20 protein-coding genes, 1 tRNA gene and 1 riboswitch are annotated in these 23,021 nt (G+C 65.6%); of the genes, 6 read left to right on the top strand and 15 right to left on the bottom strand.

The window, feature by feature from the left end; genetic code table 11:
- Window positions 1-53: 53 nt before the first annotated feature.
- Window positions 54-5,852, top strand: coding sequence for a HAMP domain-containing protein (locus tag QTI24_RS02965; RefSeq protein WP_286598221.1), 5,799 nt, complete (start codon window positions 54-56; stop codon window positions 5,850-5,852).
- Window positions 5,849-8,071, top strand: coding sequence for a response regulator (locus QTI24_RS02970; protein ID WP_286598222.1), 2,223 nt, complete (start codon window positions 5,849-5,851; stop codon window positions 8,069-8,071). The genes QTI24_RS02965 and QTI24_RS02970 overlap by 4 nt, the downstream gene beginning before the upstream one ends.
- Before the next feature lie 12 nt (window positions 8,072-8,083).
- On the opposite strand, the gene QTI24_RS02975 is transcribed toward QTI24_RS02970, so the two are convergent.
- From QTI24_RS02975 to QTI24_RS02985, 3 genes are read right to left on the bottom strand one after another with little or no spacing between them, the layout of a single operon-like run.
- Complete coding sequence (locus QTI24_RS02975) at window positions 8,084-8,446, bottom strand: hypothetical protein (RefSeq protein ID WP_286598224.1); 363 nt, start codon at window positions 8,444-8,446, stop codon at window positions 8,084-8,086.
- A gap of 26 nt (window positions 8,447-8,472) precedes the next feature.
- Complete coding sequence (locus QTI24_RS02980; protein ID WP_286598225.1) at window positions 8,473-9,450, bottom strand: tripartite tricarboxylate transporter substrate-binding protein; 978 nt, start codon at window positions 9,448-9,450, stop codon at window positions 8,473-8,475.
- A gap of 29 nt (window positions 9,451-9,479) precedes the next feature.
- On the bottom strand, window positions 9,480-10,646 hold the full coding sequence (locus QTI24_RS02985; RefSeq protein ID WP_286598226.1) for a mandelate racemase/muconate lactonizing enzyme family protein: 1,167 nt from the start codon (window positions 10,644-10,646) through the stop codon (window positions 9,480-9,482).
- Between the two features lie 103 nt (window positions 10,647-10,749).
- On the opposite strand from QTI24_RS02985, the gene QTI24_RS02990 reads away from it, so the two are divergent.
- Window positions 10,750-11,649, top strand: a complete 900-nt coding sequence (locus tag QTI24_RS02990; protein WP_286598227.1) for a LysR substrate-binding domain-containing protein — start codon at window positions 10,750-10,752, stop codon at window positions 11,647-11,649.
- Window positions 11,650-11,667: 18 nt separating this feature from the next.
- Here the strand turns inward: QTI24_RS02990 and QTI24_RS02995 are convergent, their stop codons facing one another.
- Window positions 11,668-11,901 (bottom strand): DUF2789 domain-containing protein, encoded by a 234-nt coding sequence (locus QTI24_RS02995; RefSeq protein ID WP_286598228.1) that lies wholly within the window; start codon window positions 11,899-11,901, stop codon window positions 11,668-11,670.
- A 373-nt stretch (window positions 11,902-12,274) separates the two neighbouring features.
- Here QTI24_RS02995 and QTI24_RS03000 point away from each other — a divergent pair, with 373 nt between their 5' ends.
- The gene (locus QTI24_RS03000) at window positions 12,275-12,664 is read left to right on the top strand and encodes a YkvA family protein (protein ID WP_286599251.1); all 390 of its coding nucleotides are present in this window, start codon (window positions 12,275-12,277) and stop codon (window positions 12,662-12,664) included.
- 95 nt (window positions 12,665-12,759) lie between these two features.
- Here QTI24_RS03000 and QTI24_RS03005 read toward each other — a convergent pair.
- The 5 genes from QTI24_RS03005 to QTI24_RS03025 all read right to left on the bottom strand — a co-directional run bounded on the left by QTI24_RS03005 (window position 12,760) and on the right by QTI24_RS03025 (window position 16,048).
- Window positions 12,760-12,835: transfer RNA gene (locus QTI24_RS03005), tRNA-Asn, on the bottom strand.
- A gap of 124 nt (window positions 12,836-12,959) precedes the next feature.
- Window positions 12,960-13,868: a thiamine phosphate synthase gene (locus tag QTI24_RS03010; protein ID WP_286598229.1), complete on the bottom strand. Its 909-nt coding sequence runs from the start codon at window positions 13,866-13,868 to the stop codon at window positions 12,960-12,962.
- 42 nt (window positions 13,869-13,910) lie between these two features.
- Window positions 13,911-14,729 carry a thiazole synthase gene (locus QTI24_RS03015; protein ID WP_286598230.1) on the bottom strand — a complete coding sequence of 273 codons (819 nt, stop codon included), beginning with the start codon at window positions 14,727-14,729 and terminating at the stop codon, window positions 13,911-13,913.
- A gap of 15 nt (window positions 14,730-14,744) precedes the next feature.
- Window positions 14,745-14,942 carry a sulfur carrier protein ThiS gene (gene thiS, locus QTI24_RS03020; RefSeq protein WP_286598231.1) on the bottom strand — a complete coding sequence of 66 codons (198 nt, stop codon included), beginning with the start codon at window positions 14,940-14,942 and terminating at the stop codon, window positions 14,745-14,747.
- Entirely contained in the window at window positions 14,939-16,048 is a 1,110-nt protein-coding gene (locus tag QTI24_RS03025; RefSeq protein WP_503011189.1) for an FAD-dependent oxidoreductase, read from the bottom strand. The genes thiS and QTI24_RS03025 overlap by 4 nt, the downstream gene beginning before the upstream one ends.
- A gap of 157 nt (window positions 16,049-16,205) precedes the next feature.
- Between QTI24_RS03025 and thiD the strand changes: the two genes are divergently transcribed.
- Complete coding sequence (gene thiD, locus QTI24_RS03030; protein ID WP_286598234.1) at window positions 16,206-17,051, top strand: bifunctional hydroxymethylpyrimidine kinase/phosphomethylpyrimidine kinase; 846 nt, start codon at window positions 16,206-16,208, stop codon at window positions 17,049-17,051.
- Here the strand turns inward: thiD and QTI24_RS03035 are convergent.
- Both QTI24_RS03035 and QTI24_RS03040 read right to left on the bottom strand, forming a co-directional pair.
- On the bottom strand, window positions 16,996-18,333 hold the full coding sequence (locus QTI24_RS03035) for a purine-cytosine permease family protein (protein WP_286598236.1): 1,338 nt from the start codon (window positions 18,331-18,333) through the stop codon (window positions 16,996-16,998). The genes thiD and QTI24_RS03035 overlap by 56 nt on opposite strands.
- Window positions 18,334-18,407: 74 nt before the next feature.
- A riboswitch (TPP riboswitch) is annotated at window positions 18,408-18,512 on the bottom strand.
- Between the two features lie 91 nt (window positions 18,513-18,603).
- Window positions 18,604-19,056, bottom strand: coding sequence for a phosphatase PAP2 family protein (locus QTI24_RS03040; RefSeq protein WP_503011190.1), 453 nt, complete (start codon window positions 19,054-19,056; stop codon window positions 18,604-18,606).
- Here QTI24_RS03040 and QTI24_RS31610 point away from each other — a divergent pair.
- Entirely contained in the window at window positions 19,055-19,195 is a 141-nt protein-coding gene (locus QTI24_RS31610; protein ID WP_503011191.1) for a hypothetical protein, read from the top strand. The two genes, QTI24_RS03040 and QTI24_RS31610, sit on opposite strands and share 2 nt — an antisense overlap.
- Window positions 19,196-19,326: 131 nt before the next feature.
- On the opposite strand, the gene QTI24_RS03045 is transcribed toward QTI24_RS31610, so the two are convergent.
- From QTI24_RS03045 to cysD, 4 genes are read right to left on the bottom strand one after another with little or no spacing between them, the layout of a single operon-like run.
- On the bottom strand, window positions 19,327-20,391 hold the full coding sequence (locus QTI24_RS03045) for an NAD(P)/FAD-dependent oxidoreductase (RefSeq protein ID WP_286598239.1): 1,065 nt from the start codon (window positions 20,389-20,391) through the stop codon (window positions 19,327-19,329).
- Window positions 20,349-20,678: a ferredoxin FdxA gene (gene fdxA, locus QTI24_RS03050; protein WP_286570019.1), complete on the bottom strand. Its 330-nt coding sequence runs from the start codon at window positions 20,676-20,678 to the stop codon at window positions 20,349-20,351. The genes QTI24_RS03045 and fdxA overlap by 43 nt, the downstream gene beginning before the upstream one ends.
- A gap of 43 nt (window positions 20,679-20,721) precedes the next feature.
- On the bottom strand, window positions 20,722-22,059 hold the full coding sequence (locus QTI24_RS03055) for a sulfate adenylyltransferase subunit 1 (protein ID WP_286598240.1): 1,338 nt from the start codon (window positions 22,057-22,059) through the stop codon (window positions 20,722-20,724).
- The gene (gene cysD, locus QTI24_RS03060; protein ID WP_286598241.1) at window positions 22,059-23,015 is read right to left on the bottom strand and encodes a sulfate adenylyltransferase subunit CysD; all 957 of its coding nucleotides are present in this window, start codon (window positions 23,013-23,015) and stop codon (window positions 22,059-22,061) included. Before cysD ends, QTI24_RS03055 begins: the two co-directional genes overlap by 1 nt.
- Window positions 23,016-23,021: the final 6 nt, after the last annotated feature.

Consider the following 23,021-nt stretch of genomic DNA (forward strand, 5'->3'; position numbering starts at 1 on the left):
CCCGCAAAGGCCTCATTGCGTTCCATTCAACGCGCGTTTCCATCGAGGCATTCATGAACGTCATCGACCAGGTTTCCCCCTCGGACACCGTGCAGCACATGGTGGTTTTGCTCGATGCGATGACCCGGCTGCGCAAGGGAGATTCCAAGGTTCGGCTTCCTGCGCATTGGGACGGCCTTTCCGGGAAAGTCGCGGACACCTTCAACGGCCTGGTCGAGCAGAACGCCATGCTGGCTTCGGAGCTGACGCGTCTGCGGCAAGTCGTCGGCAAGGAGGGCAAGCTCAAGCAGCGGGCGGTGATGCACGAGGCGCGTGGTTTCTGGGGTGAGTCGATCGCCTGCGTCAATTCCCTCATCGACGACCTGGTGCATCCGACCAGCGAGGTCGCGCGGGTCATCGGCGCCGTAGCGCAGGGCGACCTGTCCAAGAGCATGGCGCTCGAGGTCGAAGGCCGCGAACTCGAAGGCGAGTTCCTGCGCACCGCCAGGACGATCAACAAGATGGTCGAGCAACTCGGCAACTTCTCGGCCGAAGTCACGCGTGTGGCGCGCGAGGTGGGCACGGAGGGCAAGCTGGGCGGGCAGGCCAAGGTCAAGGGCGTGGCCGGCACCTGGAAGGACCTGACGGACTCGGTGAATTCCATGGCCGGCAACCTGACCGACCAGGTGCGCAACATCGCCGACGTCACGACAGCCGTCGCCAAGGGCGACCTCTCCAAAAAGATCGACGTCGACGTGAAGGGCGAGTTCCTGACGCTGAAGAACACCATCAACACGATGGTCGACCAGTTGCGTTCGTTCGCCTCCGAGGTCACTCGCGTGGCGCGTGAAGTTGGCACCGAAGGTTCGCTCGGCGGGCAGGCGCGTGTAGAGGGCGTGTCGGGCACCTGGAAGGACCTCACGGATTCCGTGAACTCCATGGCGGGCAATCTCACCAGCCAGGTGCGCAACATCGCCGACGTGACCAAGGCGGTGGCCGCCGGCGACCTGTCCAAGAAGATCACGGTGGACGGCAAGGGTGAAATCCTGGAGTTGAAGAACACCGTCAACACGCTGGTCGACCAGTTGCGCTCGTTCGCGGCCGAAGTCACGCGGGTGGCGCGAGAGGTCGGCACAGAGGGCAAGCTGGGTGGGCAGGCCGACGTGCAAGGCGTGGCGGGCACCTGGAAGGATCTGACGGATTCGGTGAATTCCATGGCTGGCAACCTGACCAGCCAGGTCCGCAACATCGCCGACGTGACCAAGGCCGTGGCGGCGGGTGATCTCTCGAAGAAGATCACCGTCGACGTGAAGGGCGAGATCCTCGAACTCAAGGCCACCATCAACACGATGGTGGACCAGCTGCGCTCCTTCGCGGCCGAAGTCACGCGCGTGGCCCGCGAGGTGGGCACCGAAGGCAAGCTCGGCGGGCAGGCCGACGTGCAGGGCGTGGCCGGCACCTGGAAGGACCTCACGGAATCCGTCAACTTCATGGCGGGCAACCTCACCAGCCAGGTGCGCAACATCGCGGACGTGACCAAGGCCGTGGCGGCGGGTGACCTTTCCAAGAAGATCTCGGTCGACACCAAGGGCGAGATCCTGGAGCTCACCAACACGATCAACACCATGGTGGACCAGCTGTCGTCCTTCGCTGCCGAAGTGACGCGCGTCGCGCGCGAGGTGGGCACGGAGGGCAAGCTCGGCGGCCAGGCCGATGTGCAAGGCGTGGCCGGGACCTGGAAAGACCTCACCGAATCGGTGAACTCGATGGCGTCCAACCTGACCTCGCAGGTGCGCAACATCGCCGACGTGACCAAGGCCGTCGCGGCAGGTGACCTTTCCAAGAAGATCACGGTCGACGTGAAGGGCGAGATCCTCGAACTGAAGAACACCGTGAACACCATGGTGGACCAGTTGCGTTCGTTCGCCGCAGAGGTGACGCGGGTCGCGCGCGAGGTGGGGACCGAAGGCATCCTGGGCGGGCAGGCCGACGTGCAAGGCGTCGCCGGCACGTGGAAGGACCTCACGGAGTCGGTCAACTTCATGGCGGGCAATCTGACCTCGCAGGTGCGCAATATCGCGGAGGTGACCACTGCCGTGGCCGCGGGCGACCTGTCGAAGAAGATCACCGTGGACGTGAAAGGCGAGATATCGGAGCTCAAGAACACCGTCAACACGATGGTGGATCAGTTGCGGTCCTTCGCTGCCGAAGTGACCCGCGTCGCGCTGGAGGTGGGCACCGAGGGCATCCTGGGCGGGCAGGCCGATGTGCAGGGCGTTGCCGGCACGTGGAAGGACCTCACGGACTCCGTCAACCTGATGGCCTCCAATCTCACCTCGCAGGTGCGCAACATCGCGGACGTGACCAAGGCGGTAGCGGCCGGGGACCTCTCAAAGAAGATCACGGTGGACGTGAAGGGAGAGATCCTGGAGCTGAAGGCCACCATCAACACCATGGTGGACCAGCTGTCGTCCTTCGCCGCGGAGGTGACCCGCGTCGCGCGCGAGGTGGGCACCGAAGGGCGGCTGGGTGGACAGGCCCAGGTGCGCGATGTGTCCGGCACCTGGAAGGACCTCACCGAAAACGTCAACTTCATGGCCGGCAACCTGACGAGCCAGGTGCGGGGCATCGCCAAAGTGGTGACGGCGGTGGCCGACGGCGACCTGAAGCAGAAGCTGACCGTGGAAGCCAAGGGTGAGATCGCTGCGCTGGCAGAGACGATCAACAGCATGACGGACACGCTCGCCACCTTTGCCGATCAGGTCACGACGGTGGCGCGCGAGGTGGGTGTCGAAGGCAAGCTCGGCGGGCAGGCGAAGGTGCCCGGCGCGTCCGGCACCTGGAAGGGCCTGACCGAGAACGTCAACCAGCTCGCCGCCAATCTCACGACCCAGGTGCGCGCCATCGCCGAGGTCGCGACGGCTGTGACGCAGGGCGACCTGACGCGGTCCATCACGGTCGAGGCGCAAGGGGAAGTCGCTGCGCTGAAGGACACGATCAACGAGATGATCCGCAACCTGAAGGACACGACCCAGAAGAACACCGAACAGGACTGGCTCAAGACCAACCTCGCCAAGTTCAGCCGGATGCTGCAGGGGCAGAAGGATCTACTGACGGTGGGGCAGCTGATCCTTTCGGAACTGGCGCCGGTGGTCGGCGCGCAGCAGGCGGAGTTCTATGTGCTCACGAACAGCGGCGGCTCCGCCAAGCTGAAGCTCTTCGCGAGCTATGCGTCTGGCGGCCAGAGCTCGCACGGCAAGGAGATCGACATCGGGCAGGGACTGGTCGGCCAGTGCGCGATCGAGAAGTCGAAGATCCTGCTGACGAACGTGCCGAGCACCGCCTTCAAGGTGGCGACTGGGCTGAGCGAAGGCGCGGCGATGGATGTGATCGTGCTGCCGGTAGTGTTCGAGGACGAAGTGCGCGGCGTGCTGGAGCTGGCATCGCTCGAACGATTCAATCCGGCGCACCAGGCCTTCCTCGACCAGCTGACCGAGTCGATCGGCATCGTCATCAACACCATCTCCGCGAACATGCGAACGGAGGACCTGTTGACGCAGTCGCAGTCGCTCGCGGAAGAACTCCAGAGCCGGCAGCAGGAGCTGCAGCAGACCAACGAGGCGCTGCAGGAGAAGGCCCGCCTGCTGGTGCACCAGAACCAGGAGGTCGAGCGCAAGAACCAGGAGGTCGAGCAGGCCCGCCAGGCGCTGGAAGAGAAGGCCGAACAACTCGCGTTGACCTCCAAGTACAAGTCCGAATTTCTGGCCAACATGTCGCACGAGTTGCGCACGCCGCTCAACAGCCTGCTGATCCTGTCGGACCAGCTGTGCAAGAACGGCGATGGCAACCTCACGCCGCGCCAGGTCGAGTTCGCGAAGACGATTCATCTTTCCGGCAACGACCTGCTGATGCTGATCAACGACATCCTGGACCTGTCGAAGATCGAGTCGGGCACGGTGGCCGTGGAGGTGAGCGAAGTGCGGCTGGAGGAACTGCGCCGCTCCGTCGAGCGCAGCTTCCGCCACGTGGCCGAGTCCAAGCACGTGGACTTCGAGATCAACGTGGTGGAGCCGTTGCCGGAGACGATCGTGACCGACGTCAAGCGGCTGCAGCAGATCATCAAGAATCTGCTGTCGAACGCGTTCAAGTTCACGCATCGCGGGTCGGTTTCGCTGTCCGTCAGGCGGGTCGAATCCGGCTGGTCGCGCGACGCCGAGGAACTCGGCCGGGCCAGCCATGTGCTGGCGTTCGCGGTCTCGGACACGGGCATCGGCATTTCCGCCGACAAGCAGCAGATCGTGTTCGAGGCGTTCCAGCAAGCCGACGGATCCACCTCCCGCAAGTACGGCGGCACCGGGCTGGGTCTGGCGATCAGCCGCGAGCTCGCACGCCTGCTGGGTGGCGAGATCCGATTGATCAGCACGCCGGCGCAGGGGAGCACCTTCACGCTCTACCTGCCCCAGAGCTACAGCCCTTCGCGCAGCGCGCGTTCGGTGCGAACGGGCGTCATCGACGCCGAAGTCGTGAGCAGGCCGGTGCGCAACCGCCTTGTCGATGCGCGGCCCGTCGCCTCGCCGGACATCGCGACCGTTGCAGGGACTGCCGACACTCCTCCAGCGGAAGTCGACCTGGCCTCTCTGAACGTCGCAGGCGACGATCGTGACACGACGCTGGCTGGCGACGACGTCGCCCTGATCGTCGAGAACGATCTGGCCTTCGCCGAGGTCCTCATGCAGGCGGCGCGTGCCAGCGGCTTCAAGGCCCTGGTCAGCCCCAGCGGCGCGGGTGCGCTGACACTGGCGCGTGACTATCGCCCGAGCCTTATCACGCTGGACATCCACCTGCCGGACATGGACGGATGGCGCATCCTGGAGCGGCTCAAGAGCGATCTCGCGACGCGGCATGTGCCGGTGTGCGTGGTCTCCACGGACGACTCGCGTGCCCGGGCACTGCGTTCGGGTGCGCTGGGATTCCTTTCCAAGCCCCTGCAGTCGATCGATGAGGTCGAAGCGGCAATGGACCGCTTGCACCGCTATGTGCATAGCGCATCGCGCAAGTTGCTGGTGGCCGTATCCGGGGATTCGGCGGTACGCGAAGCCTGCCGCATGGCGTTCGACAGCGGTGCCGTCGACGTGGTGTGCGCGGACGGCGCCGACGAGGTGCGGCGAGAACTCGCCAGGGGCGACGTGGATTGCCTGATCACCGACGGCGGTGTGGCTGGCTTCACCCGACTGGATCTCGTCGATCCTCTGGAGCAGAGGTCGCCTGTCCAGCAACTCCCCGTGATCGTCTACGACCCGCAGGTGCCCGCGCATTCGCGGGCCGACGGAATTCCCGGGCTGGATTGGCGGCACGGGCAGGGCGAGGGCGCGTGGCGGAACGTGGAGACGCTGGATGAGCTCATCGAGGCTGGCACCTTCTTCCTGCACCGTCCGACCGCCGCCATGTCGGAGACTGAGCGCCGCGCGGTGGAGGCGGTGAACGATGTCTCGGGCAGCCTGGCCGGCAAGAAGGTGCTGATCGTCGACGACGACATCCGGAACATCTTCGCTCTGGCGACCGTGCTGGACCAGCAGGGCATGGTGATCGTTTCGGCCGAGAACGGCCGCGATGCGATCCGCCTCGTTCAGGAAGATGCCGAGATCGACATCGTCCTCATGGACATCATGATGCCGGAGATGGACGGCATGGAAACCATGCGGGAGCTGCGGCGCCTGCCGCGGGGCAAGCAGTTGCCGCTGGTGGCGGTCACCGCCAAGGCCATGAAGGGCGATCGCGAGAAGTGCATCGAAGCCGGCGCCTGGGACTACCTCTCCAAGCCGGTGGATACCGCCTATCTTCTCGTGGTGTTGCGAGGCTGGCTATGCCAGTGAGCCTTCCCGGCACGGCGATCCCGGCCCCGCTCGGGCCGACCGACCGCGCCAACATCCTGATCGTGGACGACCTGCCCGAGAAGTTGCTCGTGTTCCAGACCGTCCTCGAGGATCTCGGGCAGAACCTCGTGCTGGTCCGCTCGGGCGAGGAAGCGCTCAGGGAACTGCTGCAGCGGGAGTTTGCGGTCATCCTGCTCGACGTGAACATGCCGGGCATGGACGGCTTCGAGACCGCGGCGCTGATTCGCCAGCATCGCCGCAGCGCCCACACGCCCATCATCTTCATCACCTCCTACGCCGACGAGATGCAGACCGCGCGCGGCTATTCGCTGGGCGCAGTCGACTACATGTTGTCACCGCTGGTGCCGGAGATCCTGCGCAGCAAGGTCGGCGTGTTCGTGTCGCTCTACCTGATGCAGCGCGAGGTCCAGCTCCAGGCCGATGCGCGCGCGGCCATGATGGCCGCCGATGCCGCGCGGCGGGTCGCAGAGGAGAGTGACAGGCGCTCGGCGTACCTCGCTCATGCGAGCCGGGCGCTGAGCGTGTCGCTGGAGATCGACGTCGCGGCGGCCCAGTTGGCCGAAATGCTGGTGCCCGCGGTTGGCGCAGCCTCCGTCGTGCTGCCTTCGGACCCGGACTTCTCGCCGTGCAAGGCGGTGGTGGCCGCGCGAGCGCGATCGGGCGGTCGGCCGATCGTTTCGAGGATCGACGGGGCACTCGACGGGCTGCTGGCTGCGGCGCTCGGCAACGCCATCGAACAGCGATCCTTCGTCGCCTTGGCCCCGGGGGGGCTGGGTGCATTGGATGCCGGCTCGCTCGGCCTCGCCGGCAGTGCGGCATCGCTGCCGCCGATCCGTTGGGCGGGCGCGATGCCCTTGATCTTCGGCGGCAGGGTGTTGGGTGCGTTGCTGGTCCTGTCGGGAAATGATCCGGTCGAGCAGGCCGGCGCCGACAAGGCATTGCTCGAAGAGCTTGCGGTGCGTGCGGCGGCGGCGTTCGAGAACGCGAGGCTCTACGGGGTGCTGCAGCGCGAGATCGCCGAGCGGAAGGCCGCGCAGGAGGAACTGCAGCAAGCCGACCAGCGCAAGGACGAGTTCCTTGCCATGATGTCCCACGAACTGCGCAACCCTCTGGCGCCCATCCACACGGCGGTCGAAGTGATCCGGAGAGTCGCGGCACCGAACCCCAAGGTGTCGTGGGCACTGGACATCGCGAACCGGCAACTCCAGCAGATGACCCGTCTCATCGAGGAACTGCTGGACGTCACACGCATCAGCCAGGGCAAGATCACCTTGAAGCGCGAGTCGATGGACCTCAACAAGGTCATCGCGCACAGCGTGGAGACGATCCAGCCGGCGATCAAGAGCCGCCACCAGACCCTGAGCGTGAACATCCCGGAACGACCCGCCTGGCTGCACGGCGATGCGGCAAGGCTCACCCAGGTGATTGCCAACCTGCTTCACAACGCATCGAAGTACAGCCCGGAAGGCACGCACATCGCCCTGACGTCGACGATCGAGGATCGCGAGGTGGTGGTGACGGTCAGCGACCAGGGCATTGGCATCGATGACGAACTGCTCCCTCGCATCTTCGATCTGTTCGCACAGGGGAAGCGTGGACTCGATCGCTCACAGGGCGGTCTGGGCGTCGGGCTGACGTTGGCGCGGAGGTTGACCGAGATGCATGGCGGGCGCATCGAGGCCATCAGCTTCGGCAAGGACAAGGGCTCGGAATTCAGGGTGCGCTTGCCCTGCATCACCCTGGTCCGCCAGGAGGCCAAGGCGGCGCAACCTGCGCAGGCCGTCGGCGAAGGGCCGGCTCAGCTGATCCTCGTCGTGGACGACAACCATGACGCCGCGCATGCGATGGCGACGGTCCTGGAAACGGACGGACATACCGTGCTGACCGCCTCGGATGGCGAGGAGGCCTTGGAGGCAGCCTCAGTGCACTGCCCGACAGTCGTGGTCCTCGATATCGGACTGCCCTTGCTGAATGGCTACGAGGTGGCCCGGCGACTGCGCCAGATGCAACAGACGGAGAACGTGTTGCTCATTGCCCTGACCGGCTATGGGCAGAAAGAGGACCGGCAGACTGCATTCGAGGCCGGCTTCAATCATCACTTCGTCAAACCCGCGGATGCGACTGCCTTGCTGAACTGCATCAGGACGTGGCGCCATTCGCGGCCTGACGACAGCGCCGACGTGCAAGCCGGCGTGTAGGCCATTGCGAGGCTAGACGGGGTCTTTCAAGGCCTTCTTGGCCTTGTCAGCCGAGTTCTGCGACCGGTTCTTGTGATAGCCCGACTTGACGTTGTTGACCGCCTTCCCGACCGGTCCGCTCTTCTTGGCTTCACTGTCCGCTCGCTTTTCGTCGATCTTGTGCTTGGCCGCGTCGGTGGCCTCGGAGGCGGCCTTGCCCACTTGGGCTGTGGCGGCGAGGACGGTGAGGGAGGCGGCGAGAGCGAACAAGATCTTCTTCATTGGGTTTTCCGGATATTGATTGGACGACCCGGATGGTTGCAGCGCTTGGCGAGCCGCCTTGTCAGCCGCGACCGCGCGCGGCTCGGTCACAACATCGACAAGCGGTGTCAGCATCTCTCGTCTCGCCGCAGCAAACGCCCTCAATCCGCGTACTCGCCCGCGTCCTTGATCACCTTCGACCACCGCGCCTTTTCGGCTTCGACGAACTTCCTGTGACCGGCAGGGTCGACCCGGTCGTCACTTGCCACGGTGAGGCCAAGCGCCTCCTCGCGCTTGATCAGTTCGGGATCCTTCAACGCGGCACGCAGGGCAGTATTGAGTTTGGCGATCACATCCGGCGGCGTGCCGCGGGGGGCGTACAAGCCGTGCCAGACCTGGACATTGAAGTCCTTCAGTCCGGATTCCGACAGCGTCGGCGTGTCCTTGAGCGCTGCAAGCGGGAGCTTCTGCAAACTGGTGACGCCATAGACCTTGACTTTCTTGCCCTCGATCTGCGGCACCGCGTTGGTGGCTTGCTCGCACATCAAGTCCACCTGCCCGCCGATGAGGTCGGTCATCGCCGGGGCTGTGCCCTTGTACGGGACTGGCGTCATGTCGGTCTTCAACGCGCTTTGGAACATCAGGCCGCACAGGTGCGATGCGGAGCCGATTCCCGCGTTGGCGAGGTTCACCTTGCCGCCGTTCGACGCGATCCACTGGCGCAGCTCCGCGAAGTTGCCGGCCGCCAGACCTGGTTTGCCAATCAGGACGGAGGGCGCTTCATTGATCAGACCCAGTGTCTCGAAGTCGTCCGGCACCTTGTAGCTCAGCTTGCGGTACAGCGCTGGTGCGGTTGCCATGCCGATGTGATGCACCAGCAATGTGTAGCCGTCCGGTGTGGCCCTTGCAACGCGGGCCGAGCCGATCGTGCCGCCCGCGCCGACGGTGTTGTCTACGATCACCGTCTGGCCGAGAGGCTTCCGGAGCGCCTCGGCCAGGTCCCGGGCGATCTTGTCGCTGGGGCCACCGGCGGCGAACGGCACGACGAGCGTGACCGGCTTGTCGGGGAAGTCTGCGCAAGCCAGGGCGGCAGATCCGGCCAGGGCCAGGCCGGCGACGCAGCGCCAAAGTCTGTTCATGTCTTGTCTCCGTTGTGGTTGGTGCTGCGTCAGGCCGACAGGGCCTGCATCTCGCGGTACAGGTCCGCTTTGCCCTCGAAGCCGATACCGGGCAGGTCAGGCAGCGTTACGAAGCTGTTCTCGACCTTCACGCCATCCGGAAAGCCGCCGAAGGGCTGGAACAGATCCGGGTAGGACTCGTTTCCGCCGAGCCCGAGTCCCGCTGCGATGTTCAGCGACATCTGGTGACCGCCGTGCGGGATGCAGCGGCTGGCCGACCAGCCATGCTCCTTGAGCATGTCGAGCGTGCGCAGGTACTCCACCAGGCCGTAGCTCAAGGCGCAGTCGAACTGCAGCCAGTCGCGATCCGGGCGCATGCCGCCGTAGCGGATGAGGTTGCGTGCGTCCTGCATCGAGAAGAGATCCTCGCCCGTGGCCATCGGGTTCTTGTAGAAGTTGCGCAGGGCTGCCTGGAGTTCGAAGTCGAGCGGGTCGCCCGGTTCTTCGTACCAGAACAGGTCGTACTGCGACAGGGCCTTTGCATAGGCGATCGCGGTTTCGAGGTCGAAGCGACCGTTGGCATCGACGCAAAGCTTCTGGCCGTCCTGCAGCACTTCCATGATCGAGTCGATCCGGCGCAGATCCTCGTCGAGCGAGGCGCCGCCGATCTTCTTCTTGACGACGGTGTAGCCGCGATCGATGTAGCTGCGCATCTCGTCCTTCAGCTTGTTGTGGTCCTGCCCTGGGTAGTAGTAGCCCCCGGCCGCATAGACGAAGATCTTGCGGTTCGGTTTCCCGTCGCCGTATCGGTCCGCGAGCAGTTGGAAGAGGGGCTTGCCTTCGATCTTCGCGACTGCATCCCAGACCGCCATGTCGATCGTGCCTATCGCCACCGAACGTTCACCATGACCGCCCGGCTTTTCGTTGGTGAACATCGTGTTCCAGATCTTGTGCGGATCGAGGTTGTCGCCGGTGGCATCGACGAGGGATGCCGGATCGGCTTCCAGGACACGCGGAATGAAGCGCTCGCGCATCAGCTTGCCTTGGCCATAGCGACCGTTCGAGTTGAAGCCGTATCCGATCACTGGCTTGCCGTCGCGGATCACGTCGGTGACCACGGCGACGAGGCTCAGCGTCATCTTGCTAAAGTCGATGTAGGCGTTGCGGATGGGCGAACTGATGGGGATGGTTTTCTCGCGAATTTCGACGATCTTCACATTGGCTCCAGAGGTTTTGGGTTGAGGACCTGAATGGTCTGCGCCGTGCGCTTTTTCGGCCAATGCTCTTTTTCGCTGCTTCTATGCGCTGGAAGAACCGCCCATGAATCTGATATGGCTTGAAGACTTCGTGGCCCTGGCCGCCACCGGCAATTTTTCGCGCGCGGCGGAGGACCGCCACAGCTCGCAGCCTGCGTTCAGCCGGCGCATTCGCGCGCTGGAAGAATGGGTGGGTGCAGACCTGTTCGACCGCAGCTCTCAACCGGCCCAACTGACCGAGGTCGGCGAGTGGTTTTCAGGCGTGGCCCAGGAGCTGATCGCCAAGGTCGCACGGGTGCCGGGTGAGGCCAGGAAGGTCGCCGAAGCCAGTTCGGTCACCTTGCGCATCGCATCCACGCATGCGCTCTCATTCACCTTCCTGCCGCGATGGCTGCGAAGCCTCGAATCGAATACGACGCTCGGGCCCGTGCAACTGATGTCCGACGTGCTCCAGCGTTGCGAAGCGCTGATGCTGCAGAGCAAGGTCCAGTTCGTCTTGACCCACGCGCATCCGAAGGCGCAAGGGGCCCTGGATGCGGAGCCTTACAGGTCGGTCCGGATCGGTGAGGATGGCCTGATCGCCATGTCCGCGCCGGACGCCGAGGGCAAGGCGCGTCATCAACTCACGCCTCATGGGGGATCGGCCTTGCCGGTGCTTCAGTACACCGACGAGTCAGGGCTGGGACGCATCATGCGCGCCGTGATCGGCCGCCGCTTGGAGACGATGCCCGTTCAGATCGTCTTCACCGCGCATCTTGCCTCGGTCCTCAGGACCATGGTGCTCGATGGGAGAGGGGTGGCGTGGCTGCCGCGGACGCTCGTCGAGGAAGACATTGGCGAGGGGCGGCTGGTCACGGCAGCGAGCAACGACTGGAACGTCCCTCTGGAGATCAGGCTCTATCGCGACGCCGAGCCTCTCGGCAAGGCGGCCGATGCGTTCTGGAATGCCGCCGCCGGGAGGTGATCGTTGCTGGAGGCCCGGTCAGGCGCGCAGCATCAAGTTCAGCTGATCGACGACCTCTGCCCAATCGGCATCCTCGCTGATTTCCTCGCGCAGGAACTGCGCCTGTCCGGCACTCCAGAACGGCGCATCCGCCAGTTGGAGCGAATTGCTCAATGGACGGTGCTGAGCGACGAACTGCTCGATTTCAGCGGACGTGTTGCCGAGCCCAAGCTGAGCGAACAGATCCTCGATTGTGTGGTTGCCTGAGTCCAATGGAATGCTCCTCGGTTTGCTTCGCTCACCAAAAGCGCCAGAACGGGCGCCGACGCGGTGACGAAGACTCCAGCGTGGCGCTCATCGTCGACGGGGGACCAAAGCGGCGCCGCACTTCGGTTTCGTGGCGATGGGCGGCTCCTCTCGCATCGCGGTGGCCGCGCAGGGCCAGCAGGCGAAGCTGGTGCGCGCGATCGAGCAACTCTTCGTCGGACAGTTCACCGGGCTCAGTCATGCCGCAATTCTGCACAGGGCCGGGCTCGCAGGCCAGTGCCGGCTGTCTCGCAGTTGCTTTTTCATCAACCGTCGTGGCGGTGCGTGCGTGGCGCCGGGCTATGGCAAGCTTGCGTGCTTATTCGAACGAGGGCACCGTTTGCCGATCCTCCAGGGCATCCGACAGTGGGCGCGCCGCGTCAAGCGTGACGCGGTGACGCTCTGGTTCGCCTATCGCCACCCGGCGACCACGTGGGTCCCGAAGGTGATGGCTGCCGTGGTCGTCGCCTACGCGCTCAGCCCCATCGATCTCATCCCCGACTTCATCCCGGTGCTGGGTTATGTCGACGATGCGCTCTTGCTGCCTGCGCTGATCTGGGTGACGATCCGCATGCTGCCGCAAGACGTGCTCGCCGACTGTCGCAACAAGGCCGATCAGTGGTTGGACAGTGGCAAGGCAAAGCCTCGCAGTGCCTGGGGCGCCGCGCTGGTCATCGCGATCTGGACGGGTGTGACCGTGCTTTTGTGGGCCTGGTTGCGAAGGCACTAGTCGCTTCGCGGGGACTTGCCAAACAAGGTGCCTAAAAAGGAAAAAGCCCGCTACAAAAAATGTAGCGGGCTTTCCAGAGGCCTTGCGGCTTGTAGTGGCTCCTCGACCTGGGCTCGAACCAGGGACCTACGGATTAACAGTCCGGCGCTCTACCGACTGAGCTATCGAGGAACAAGCCTCAGATTATAGCGTGCTTTTTTTGGCTCCTTCGGCAGACACCCATCGAATCTGCAACTTCTTCACAAGAATTTTTGAGCATCGAGTCGCTGGAGAAAGAGCACGTAAACGTAATCGTTCATTTTTCGTCGCAGATGGCCATCAGTCGGGCCGCTGCGGCCTCGGGATGGGTATCTGCCACCAGTGCGCGAACCACCGCCACGGAGCCCACGCCCGTTGCCAGCACTTCGGGCATGCGCGCCTCATCGACGCCGCCGATGCCCACTTGCGGATAACCGCGCAGGAGACGCGCGTAGGCGCCCAATCGCGCGACGCCTTGCGGCGCCGTCGCCATCTGCTTCAACGTGGTCGGGTAGACGGCGCCCATCGCGATGTAGCTCGGACTCACGGCGTCGGCGCGCACCATCTCTGCGTAGCCATGCGTGCTGACGCCCAGCCGAAGACCGGAGGCCCGAAGGGTCTGGAGGTCCGCCGGCGAGAGGGCATCGAGATCTTCCTGGCCGAGATGAAGCCCGTAGGCGCGGGCAGCGATGGCGGCGCGCCAATGGTCGTTGATGAAGAGCAGGGCCTTGGTGCTTCGCACCGCCTCGACGGCTGCATGCACCTCGCGCTCGATGGCTTCGGCGTCGCCGGACTTGCAGCGCAATTGAACCGTGGGGACACCAGCGCGCGCCATGCGCGCGACCCATTGCGCATCGGGAAGCACGGCGTAGAGGCCGAGGTTCATGGGGCATTGGGGGAATGCGTCGTCTCGCGAGGACGGCGGGAAAGGGCGCATGCCGAAGTCGGCAGGGTTCTCGGGCCACGCATTCGCTTCGAACGAACCGGTGCGTTGCGTTTGTGCGCGCCATGCGTTGGCGAGGCATTCGGCGTCGACTTCGATGAAGCCGAGCGCCGCACAGGCCTGCTTCGCGCCGCGATACACGGCGTCGTCGGACGAGAAGGACGCTGCGGTGTCGGAGCTTTCTCCAAAACGCGGCGCGTGCGCCGCAACGATGGCTTGCGCGATGTCGTTGGAATCAGTCATTTGCGGTGATGGCGTCCATTGCATTGATCGAATTCATTGCGCTCATTGCGAAGCAGCGTGATGCCAGAACGGCGTGCCGAGGACCGGCGTGCTCGGCTGCGCGGATTCTTGTGCCGCCATCGCACCCGCACGATGCGCGTCCCGTCCGGCCTGCACCGCGTCCGCAAACGCACCGGCCATGGCGATGGGATCCTGCGCCAACGCGACGGCCGTGTTCAAGAGAACACCGTCGTATCCCCACTCCATGACCTGGCAGGCATGCGAAGGCAAACCCAGGCCGGCGTCGACGAGCAGCGGCACCGACAACCGTTCGCGCAGTACCTGCAACGCATAGGGATTGACGGGGCCGCGGCCGGTGCCGATCGGCGCTGCCCACGGCATCACCGCCTGGCAGCCGACGTCGACCAGACGCTGGCACAGGACCAGATCCTCGGTGCAATAGGGCAGCACCTGGAAGCCGTCGCGAATCAACTGCGACGCGGCGTCCACGAGGTTCAGTGTGTCGGGCTGCAGGGTGTAGTCGTCGCCGATCAGTTCGAGCTTGATCCACGGCGTGTCGAAAAGCTCGCGCGCCATCTGTGCTGTCGCGATCACCTCCTGGACGCTGTGGCAGCCGGCCGTGTTCGGGAGCACCGGCACGTCGAGACGTCGCAGCAGTTCCCAGAAGCCGTTGTCGCTGCCGGAAGCGGTGGGCGTCGCGGTCTGGCGTCGCAGCGAGGCTGTGAGCATCGCGGGCCGCGCGCGGCGGACAGCCGCTTCGAGCACATCCGGCGACGGATAGCGCGCGGTGCCCAGCAGCAGGCGGCTCTGGAAGGTCTGGCCGTACAGGACGAGCGGGTCTTGGGTGGATGCAGTGGTCATGGCGTTGCCTGGGTTCTAGCCGCCCGTCACGGGGCGGATCACTTCGATGCGGTCGTCCGGTTGCAGCGGGTGCGATGCGTAGTTCGAGCGCGGTACGAATTGACGGTTGACGGCCGCGGCAAAGGGCGGCGTCGCGTTGATGAGGACGAGCGCGTCCGACAGCTTCGCCTCGGGCGGCAGCGTGTGGGGCTCGTCGTTGATCAGGATGTTCATGGCGTTGTGGGTTCCAGGCTGGGCGCCATGTCGAAGCGGCTTGCAAGCGCGGAATGGCCGGTCGCGAGCAGTTCCATGACGACGTCGAGGATGGCGGGCGCGATCATGAAGCCGTGGCGATAGAGGCCGTTGACCTGGATCACGCCCGGCCGCGGCTGGCGCACGGCCGGAAGATTGTCGGGCAGGGTGGGCCGGCATTGCGTCGCGATCTCGACGATGCGTGCTTCCGCGAAACCGCTGTGCACCGAGTAGGCGGCGCTCAGCAGTTCGAGCGTCGATCGCACGCTGGCGGGCGACATGTCGTCCGATTCGATTTCGGTCGCGCCGATCACGAACACGTTGTCGGGCTTGGGCGCGATGTAGAGCGGATAGCGTGGGTGCACGAGGCGTGTAGGCCGCTGCAATGTCACCTCGGGCGCGTGAACACGGATGACTTCGCCGCGCACGCCGCGCAGGGCGTTCCATTGGGGGCGCGCGCCGAGGCCACGGCAGTCGATCACGCGTTCGGGCTGGCCGGGCTCGCCCGGTGTGAAGTCATCGGTGGTTCGGGGCGCGTGCCAGTGCAGGCGAACTTGGGACGACGCCTGCAGCGTCGCGAGCAGGGCGGCGAGCAGCGCGCGGTTGTCGAGCTGGCCTTCGTCGGGCAGCAACAGCCCCTGTGCAAAACGCTGGCCCAGCGAAGGCTCCAGCGCCGCGATGCCGGCCGCGTCGAGCGATTTCATCGCAGGCAGTTCGGGCACGACTTCGCCGGTACGCGCGAGGACACGGGCGAGGCGCGCGGCCTCCGATGCGTCCTGTCGATGCCACAGCACCAGCGTGCCTTCGCGCTGGAAGAACGCGGGCGCGGCCAGCGATGCAATCAGTGTCGGCCAGCGGTCGAGCGCGTAGTGGCCCATGCGCACCACCGAAGCCGGCGCGACGGCGGATTCCGCCAGCGGCGCCAGCATCGCAGCCGCGACGCGGGCGGCTGCGCCTTCGGCCTCGGGCCCGCCTGCTTCGAAAAGTTCAACCCTGCAACCGGCCTGCACCAACGTCACCGCGAGCAGGCGCCCCATGAGGCCGGCGCCGAGGATCGCGGCAGATCGGAACGGAAGATCGACAGCCATGCTCATATCAGTCCCACCGCGCGACAACCAAAACCCGCGCGCGCAAGAGAAGCCAGGAATACCGCGGAACCGGCTCCGCCGGGCCGCCGGTATTGCCCCCCGGAGAGGGGTGCCCGAGCCACACGAAGTGGGCGAGGCTGGGGGTAAGCTTCCGGCCATGACTATTGCATTTTCCCGCTACGCCCGCGTGCTCTCGATCGCAGGTTCCGACAGCGGCGGCGGCGCCGGCATCCAGGCCGATCTCAAGACTTTCGCGGCGCTGGGCTGCTACGGCATGACGGCCATCACCGCGCTCACCGCGCAGAACACGCTCGGCGTGTCGTGCATCCACGGCGTGCCACCGGCCTTTCTGAAGGCGCAGATTCAGGCGGTGGTCGAGGACATCGGCGTCGATGCCGTCAAGCTCGGCATGCTGCATGCGCCCGAGATCGTCGAAGTCGTGGCCTGGGCCATCGATCACTACAAGCTTCCGAACGTGGTGCTCGATCCGGTGATGGTCGCCACCAGCGGCGACAGGCTGATCGCTGCGGAAACCGTTCAGGTGCTGGTGCGCGACCTCTTTCCGCGCGCGGCGGTGGTCACGCCCAATCTGGACGAGGCGGCGCTGCTCATCGGCCATGCGATCGACGGCGTCGATGCCCTGGACGAAGCGGCCAGCGAACTGCTCGCGCTGGGTGCCAGCGCCGTCTTGCTCAAGGGTGGGCATCTGCCGGGCGACGACGTGGTTGACCTGCTGGCGGAGGCCGGCGGCGACAGGCTGCGGCTCTCGTCGGCGCGCATCGCCAGTCGCAACCTCCACGGCACGGGCTGCACGCTGTCGTCCGCCATTGCCGCCCACCTGGCGCTCGGCTACGCATTGCCCCAGGCGGTGGAACGCGCGCGCGGCTACGTGGTCGCCGCCATGGAGGCGGGCGCGGATGTCAAGGTGGGTGCGGGCCACGGACCTCTCAACCACGGCTTTGCGCCAATGCCGACGGTCCGCTTGCCGGCGACGGACGCGTGACCCACGCCAGCACGAAGGTGATCGCCAGGGTCGGCAGCGCGGAGCCCCACTGAGGCGCCCAGGCAGCGCAGCCGTGATAGATGGCGATGCCGCCGATCCAGATGGCCGCAGCGGCAATGTCCACGCGGCGCGCGCCGACCGCCACGACGGAGCCGCCCGAGCCCAATCGCCCGAGGATCACGCCGTAGAGCGGCACGAAGACCGAGCTCAGCAGCAGCAGGAAGGGTTCGAGCGAGTGCATCGGCAGCACCAGCGCGAAGCCGATGCAGACCACGCCGAGAAGCAGGCCCCAGCGCCGCACGCTCCAGCGCGGCTGCAGACTGTGGGCCGAGACCGAGCCTGAATAGACGTCGCCATAGGCGTTGTCGAGTTCATCGATCAGGATCAGGCCCAGTGCAACCAGCCCGCCTTGCGCCAGCAGCAGCGCCGTGACCAGGCCGGCGCCGGGCTCCGCAACGCTCACCACCATGACGCCGAGCGCATAGCACCAGATGTTGGCCACCGCGTAGCCGATCCACGTTCCGCTGAACGCGCCGCCCAGTCTGCCCGAACTGCGCCTGCCGTGGCGCGCGTAGTCGGCGACCAGCGGAAGCCAGGACACAGGCATCGCGATCACCAGGTCGAGCGCACCGAACATCCCCATGCTTCCGTCGCCCGGTCGCGTCCAGAAGGCGTCCAGGCCCTTGGCATGGAGCCGCGTCGCGAACTGCCACGTCAGCCACAGGAGAGAGAGCACCACCAGAGGCAGGCCGAAGCGACTGACGAAGCGGCGCACCAGCTTGACCATGGAGCCTGCCAAAAGGGCGAGCAGCACGGCGCCCCAGAGCAGCGTCGTCACCAGCGAACCCAGGCTGCCGTCGAGCGACCAGCCGAACGCCTGGCGGCCAATGGCCTGGGTGCCCTCGCGCATGATCACGATCTCGAAAGTGGTCCAGCCGATCAGCTGCAAGATGTTCAGCACCACCGGGAGGCGAGCAAAGGCGCTGCCGTAAGTGGCGTGCATCAGGCCCGCGCTGGCGAGCCCGCTCTCGCAGCCCAGGCGCGCGGTCCATGCCAGTAGGCCGGCGCCGATGCACGAGCCCAGCACGATCGCGAAGACCGCGTCACGCGTTCCGACCGCCGGCACCAGGTAGGCGCCGATCTGCATCACCAGCAGGCCGACCCCGAGGCTGAACCACAGCGCCATGTGGTCGTGCCACCGAAAGACGCGTCCGGCCTCCTGCAGGGGCGTCAGCGCCTCGTTGGCGCCGTTGCGTGCGGCATCGTTGTTCGTGTTTGCCATCCATTTGCTCCAATGCAAATTGTTTGGCAGGTGGGCGAGGCCCGGCGGTGGGACCGGCACGCGAGAAAACGTGGCGGCCGCCGGACCAGCTTCCCTGCGCGAGGATTACCTCAGTCAGGTTCAAAGGGACTCTCTCAGCCGGCCCACCGCATGGCGGGTCGGCACCCCTAGCGTTGCTTCAGTCTGGCGAAGCAGTGTGAATTGTAGAGCGGTGCGTTCCCCCGCAGCGCGGCGGCGTTCCGCCGGGGGCGACGGCAAGGGGATCGGGATTCAGGCGTGGCGGACAGCGGTCGGCGCAACGCCCTGTTTTTCCGAGCCCTTCGGTCGAAGGGCGGTTGGCGCATCATCGCGAACGAGCCGCGGGATGATGAAGCGCTGGCTCAAGCGCACAAGCGCCCAGAACACCGCCGTGATCGCCACGGCCAGAATCAGACCGGCGACGATGTCGAAGGGGAAATGAACCCCGACGTAGACGCGCGCCCATCCCGTGAAAACCGCGATCGCAAGCATCGCGAGCCCCGCACCCCGCAGGGAAGACCGCATGCAGAAGATCAGCGCAACGGTGAACATCACGGAGGCATGCGCACTCGGCAGGGAGCCGCGCGCGCCGTGCACGATGTGCGGCGGGCTCAGGCCGAGCGCGAAGGGGCGTGGCAAGTTGATGGCGTCCGCCAGCGCGTGGGCGATGAGTGCTGTCACCCCGGCGGCGACGAGCGTCCCCATGGCGTACGCCCTTTGCGGCGGGCGTCGCCAAGCCACCCAGCCCATGATCGCGACGCAGGCCCAGGATGCTCCTTCGGCGATGACTGACGCGATCCACAGCAACTGCGGATGGGGCGTGTGGCCCGCGGCCAGCCACTGAAAGAGGGAGATGTTCAGTGCCTGCATGCGGGCATCGTAGGCCCCCACGGTGTCGATAGCATGAATCGGATGTTCACACCTCGTTCAGGATCGCAACGATCTGCTTGCGGGGCGTCCCGCAGCGGCGAGGGGCTAGTGCCCGACGCCGAGCAGGGTGTGCAGCCGCGTGCTGGTCGTGGTGTATTGCAGGGGGATCGACTTGCCGGGGAACACGATCGCCGTCGCACCCCAGGCCGCCAGCGTGGCTTCGTGGAAACCGCAGACGATCAGCTTCCTCTTGCCCGGATAGGTGTTGATGTCTCCGACGGCGAAGATGCCGCGCTCGCGCGTTTCGTACTTCTCAGTGTCGACCGGCACTTGCTTGCGCACGAGATCCAAGCCCCAGTCGGCGATGGCGCCGAGCCGAGGCGAAATGCCGAGGCAGCCGACGAGGGCATCGAAGGGCAATGAGACAGCTTGCGCGTCGGGCGTGGCGATCTGCAGTTGGGCGTCGTCGAAGGCGACGGGCTGACCCACGGTCAGGCGCATCGTTCCTGCGGCGACGTGCTCGCGCAAGGCTGCGACAGTGGTGTCCTCGGCCTGGAAGACATCACGCCGGTGCAGCAGCGTGACTTGCTTCGCGATGGGTGCGAGCGCCAGCGCGGTATCGAGCGCGGCATCATCGCCGCCGTTGACCACCACGGTCTGGCCGGCAAAGCGAGCGAGTGCATCGGGGTGATAGAAAAGCCGGGTGCCTTCCAGGCGCTCGATGCCTTCGACGGCGATTCGCTTCGGAACGAAAGCGCCGACACCTGCGGCGATGAACACGGTCCTGGCGAGGAAAGCGCTGCCCTTGTTCGTGCCCAGCAACAGACGACCGTCACTCTGACGCGCGAGCGACGCGACCTGCTCGCCAAGGTGGAGTTGCGGCTTGAAGGGTGAGATTTGCTGCTGCAGCGATTCCACGAGGCCACGGCCAGTGGTCACCGGGGTGCCGGGAATGTCGTAGATGGGCTTGTCGCCATACAGCTCGACGCATTGGCCGCCGGCACGGGGCAGGGCGTCGACGATGTGGCAGGAGATTTCAAGCAGGCCGAGCTGGAAGGCCTGGAACAGCCCGACCGGGCCCGCGCCGATGATCAGCGCGTCGGTTTCAATGGGGCGTGCTGTCGTGCTCAGCGCACCAACTCCGAGACCTTGTCGGTCTTGTCTTTCCACTCTTCGGCATCGGGCAGCGCCGGCTTGCGCTTGGTGATGCTCTTCCAGCCATCGGCCACGGCCAGCTCGGCATTGAGCTTGATGAAGGCCAGCTGGTTGGCGGGAAGATCTTCCTCCGCGTAGATCGCGTTGACCGGGCACTCGGGAATGCAGACCGCGCAATCGATGCACTCGTCGGGATCGATCACCAGCATGTTCGGCCCTTCACGGAAGCAGTCGACGGGACACACGTCGACGCAATCGGTGTATTTGCAGCGGATGCAGGATTCGGAGACGACGTGGGTCATGATTCTTGGCTGACGGGAGAAATGATCGGGAAAACCCCGAATTTTAGGGCTTTGTGGCCGGGGGCCGCACGAGCACGGCGGCGGAGGTCCGGTGAGAGGCGGTGTCGACGAGGATCAGCGAACCGAGCGTGCGCGATTGCGTGAAAGGCAGCACAGCCAGCGGCTGCTGCAGGCTCAGCACCACGTCGCCGATGGCGTTGGCTTCGAGCTGGTCCGTCGGCTCGGAATCGAGCGTCGTGATGTTGACGCGATCCACGATGCGCGCCACCTTGGCCTTGACCCAGCGATGGCCCTGCAGCGCCCAGTAGACGCGGCCCGCCACGAGCGGCTCGTCGTCGAGCCAGGCGATGGTGGCCGTGATCTCGCGCGCCGGTTCGAAGGCGCCGGGCTCCAGCAGCCAGTCGCCGCGCGACACGTCGAGTTCGCGGTCCAGCACGATGCCGGCGCTGTGGCCCGCATGCACGGCCTTCGGCTGGCGGGTGTGGCTCAGCACCTGCGCCACGGTAGCGGTCTGGTTGCTAGGCAACACGGTCACGCGCTGTCCGGGCTCGATATGCCCGCTCGCGACGCGGCCCCAGAACACGCGGCGGCCTCGTGAGGTGTCGGCCGAGGCGGAGAACTTCTCGACCCACTGCACCGGGAAGGCAAAGGGCACGGCCTCGTCCTGTGCGGTGACCGGCAGTTGCTCCAGCAGTTCGAGCAGGCTGGGGCCTTCGTAGCCGGCCCAGTCCGGATGGCGCGAAGCGACGTTCCAGCCCTTGAGCGCCGAGATCGGCACCGTGGCGGCAACCTCCACGCCGGCGGCTTCGGCGAAATTCGCGAGTGCTTGCGAAATGCGCTCGAAAGCCAGTTCGGCGTCGTCGATGGCATCGAGCTTGTTAACCGCGAACACGATCGACTGCACGCGCAACAGATGACACAGCAGCGTGTGCCGGCGGGTCTGAGGCAGTAACTCGCGCTTGACGACTTCGCCGTCGCCGACCTCGGATGCCCAGGCGAGCTTGGTCGCATCGACCAGCACCACCGCCGCATCGGCGCTCGACGCGGCCGTGACCATGTTGCGCGTGTACTGCTCATGGCCGGGCGCATCGCCGATCACGAACTTGCGGTGCGCAGTCGAGAAGTAGCGGTAGGCCACATCGATCGTGATGCCCTGTTCACGCTCGGCAGACAGCCCGTCGGTCAGCAGCGCCAGATCGGTCTCGCCGCCGCGCTGGACGCCGGCCAGTTGATCCTGAAGCACCGTCTTGCTATCGACCAGCAGGCGGCCGATCAGCGTGCTCTTGCCATCGTCCACGCTGCCGCAGGTGATGAAGCGCAGCGCCGCGCCGGTCTCGGCGTGCAGCTTGGAGGCAGCCGGGGATTGGGTAGCGGTGCTCATCAGAAGTAGCCGTCCTTTTTGCGTTTTTCCATCGAAGCTTCGGACGTCTTGTCGTCCATACGCGTGGCACCGCGTTCGCTAACGTCAGCCGCCAGCGTTTCGATGACCACGTCGCCGGCATCAGCCGCAAGGCTGTCGACCGGGCAGGTGCAAGTGATGTCGCCGACGGTGCGGAAGCGCACGTCGCGGACCTGGATCTGCTCGCCGTCACGCGGCGGGGTGAGTTCGGTCACCGGCACCAGCAGGCCGCGGCGCTCCACCACTTCGCGCTTGTGCGTGTAGTAGATCGAGGGCAGGGCGATGTCCTCGCGCTCGATGTACTGCCACACGTCGAGTTCGGTCCAGTTCGAAATCGGGAACACGCGGAAGTGCTCGCCGGGCGCGAGGCGGGTGTTGAACAGCGTCCACAGTTCCGGGCGCTGGTCCTTGGGCTGCCATTGGCCGAAGCTGTCGCGGTGCGAAAAGATCCGTTCTTTGGCACGGGCTTTTTCCTCGTCGCGGCGGGCGCCGCCGATGAGCGCGTCGAAGCGGAATTCCTCGATGGCTTCGAGCAGCGTGACCGACTGGTGCACGTTGCGTGATTCGTCCGGGTGCGCCAGGCGCACCGTGCCGCGTTTCATCGAATCCTCGACATTGCGCACGATCAGTTCGGCGCCGAGTTCCTTGGCGCGGGCATCGCGGAAATCGGTCACTTCGGGGAAGTTGTGCCCGGTGTCGATCATCAGCAGCGGGTAGGGGATGCGGCCGATGCCGAAAGCCTTTTCCGCGCACTTGAGCAGCACCAGCGAATCCTTGCCGCCCGAGAACAGCAGCGTCGGCCGCTCGAAGGATGCGGCGACTTCGCGCAGGATGAAGATGGTCTCTTCTTCCAGTGCGTCGAGCTGCGCGTTGGAGAGGCGCGCGAGCGACTGCGATGTGGATTGCAGCAGCAGGTCGGTGTCGGTACGGGCGTTCATGAAGCG

Origin of the sequence: Variovorax sp. J22P240, assembly GCF_030316855.1 — a bacterium.
Taxonomy (GTDB): Bacteria; Pseudomonadota; Gammaproteobacteria; order Burkholderiales; family Burkholderiaceae_C; genus Variovorax.

Coding starts and splice junctions, on each gene's coding strand:
- QTI24_RS03025 (WP_503011189.1), bottom strand. CDS start 16,048: ATGGCTGTCGATCTTCCGTTCCGATCTGCCGCGATCCTCGGCGCCGGC.
- QTI24_RS31610 (WP_503011191.1), top strand. CDS start 19,055: ATGGCGTACGCCCTTTGCGGCGGGCGTCGCCAAGCCACCCAGCCCATG.
- thiS (WP_286598231.1), bottom strand. CDS start 14,942: ATGAACATCCTGATCAACGACGAGCCCCACACGCTGCCGCCCGAGGCG.
- cysD (WP_286598241.1), bottom strand. CDS start 23,015: ATGAACGCCCGTACCGACACCGACCTGCTGCTGCAATCCACATCGCAG.
- QTI24_RS03055 (WP_286598240.1), bottom strand. CDS start 22,059: ATGAGCACCGCTACCCAATCCCCGGCTGCCTCCAAGCTGCACGCCGAG.
- QTI24_RS02975 (WP_286598224.1), bottom strand. CDS start 8,446: ATGCTGACACCGCTTGTCGATGTTGTGACCGAGCCGCGCGCGGTCGCG.
- QTI24_RS03035 (WP_286598236.1), bottom strand. CDS start 18,333: ATGGCAAACACGAACAACGATGCCGCACGCAACGGCGCCAACGAGGCG.
- QTI24_RS03010 (WP_286598229.1), bottom strand. CDS start 13,868: ATGACTGATTCCAACGACATCGCGCAAGCCATCGTTGCGGCGCACGCG.
- QTI24_RS03015 (WP_286598230.1), bottom strand. CDS start 14,729: ATGACCACTGCATCCACCCAAGACCCGCTCGTCCTGTACGGCCAGACC.
- QTI24_RS02990 (WP_286598227.1), top strand. CDS start 10,750: ATGAATCTGATATGGCTTGAAGACTTCGTGGCCCTGGCCGCCACCGGC.
- fdxA (WP_286570019.1), bottom strand. CDS start 20,678: ATGACCCACGTCGTCTCCGAATCCTGCATCCGCTGCAAATACACCGAT.
- thiD (WP_286598234.1), top strand. CDS start 16,206: ATGACTATTGCATTTTCCCGCTACGCCCGCGTGCTCTCGATCGCAGGT.
- QTI24_RS02965 (WP_286598221.1), top strand. CDS start 54: ATGAACGTCATCGACCAGGTTTCCCCCTCGGACACCGTGCAGCACATG.
- QTI24_RS02980 (WP_286598225.1), bottom strand. CDS start 9,450: ATGAACAGACTTTGGCGCTGCGTCGCCGGCCTGGCCCTGGCCGGATCT.
- QTI24_RS03040 (WP_503011190.1), bottom strand. CDS start 19,056: ATGGGGACGCTCGTCGCCGCCGGGGTGACAGCACTCATCGCCCACGCG.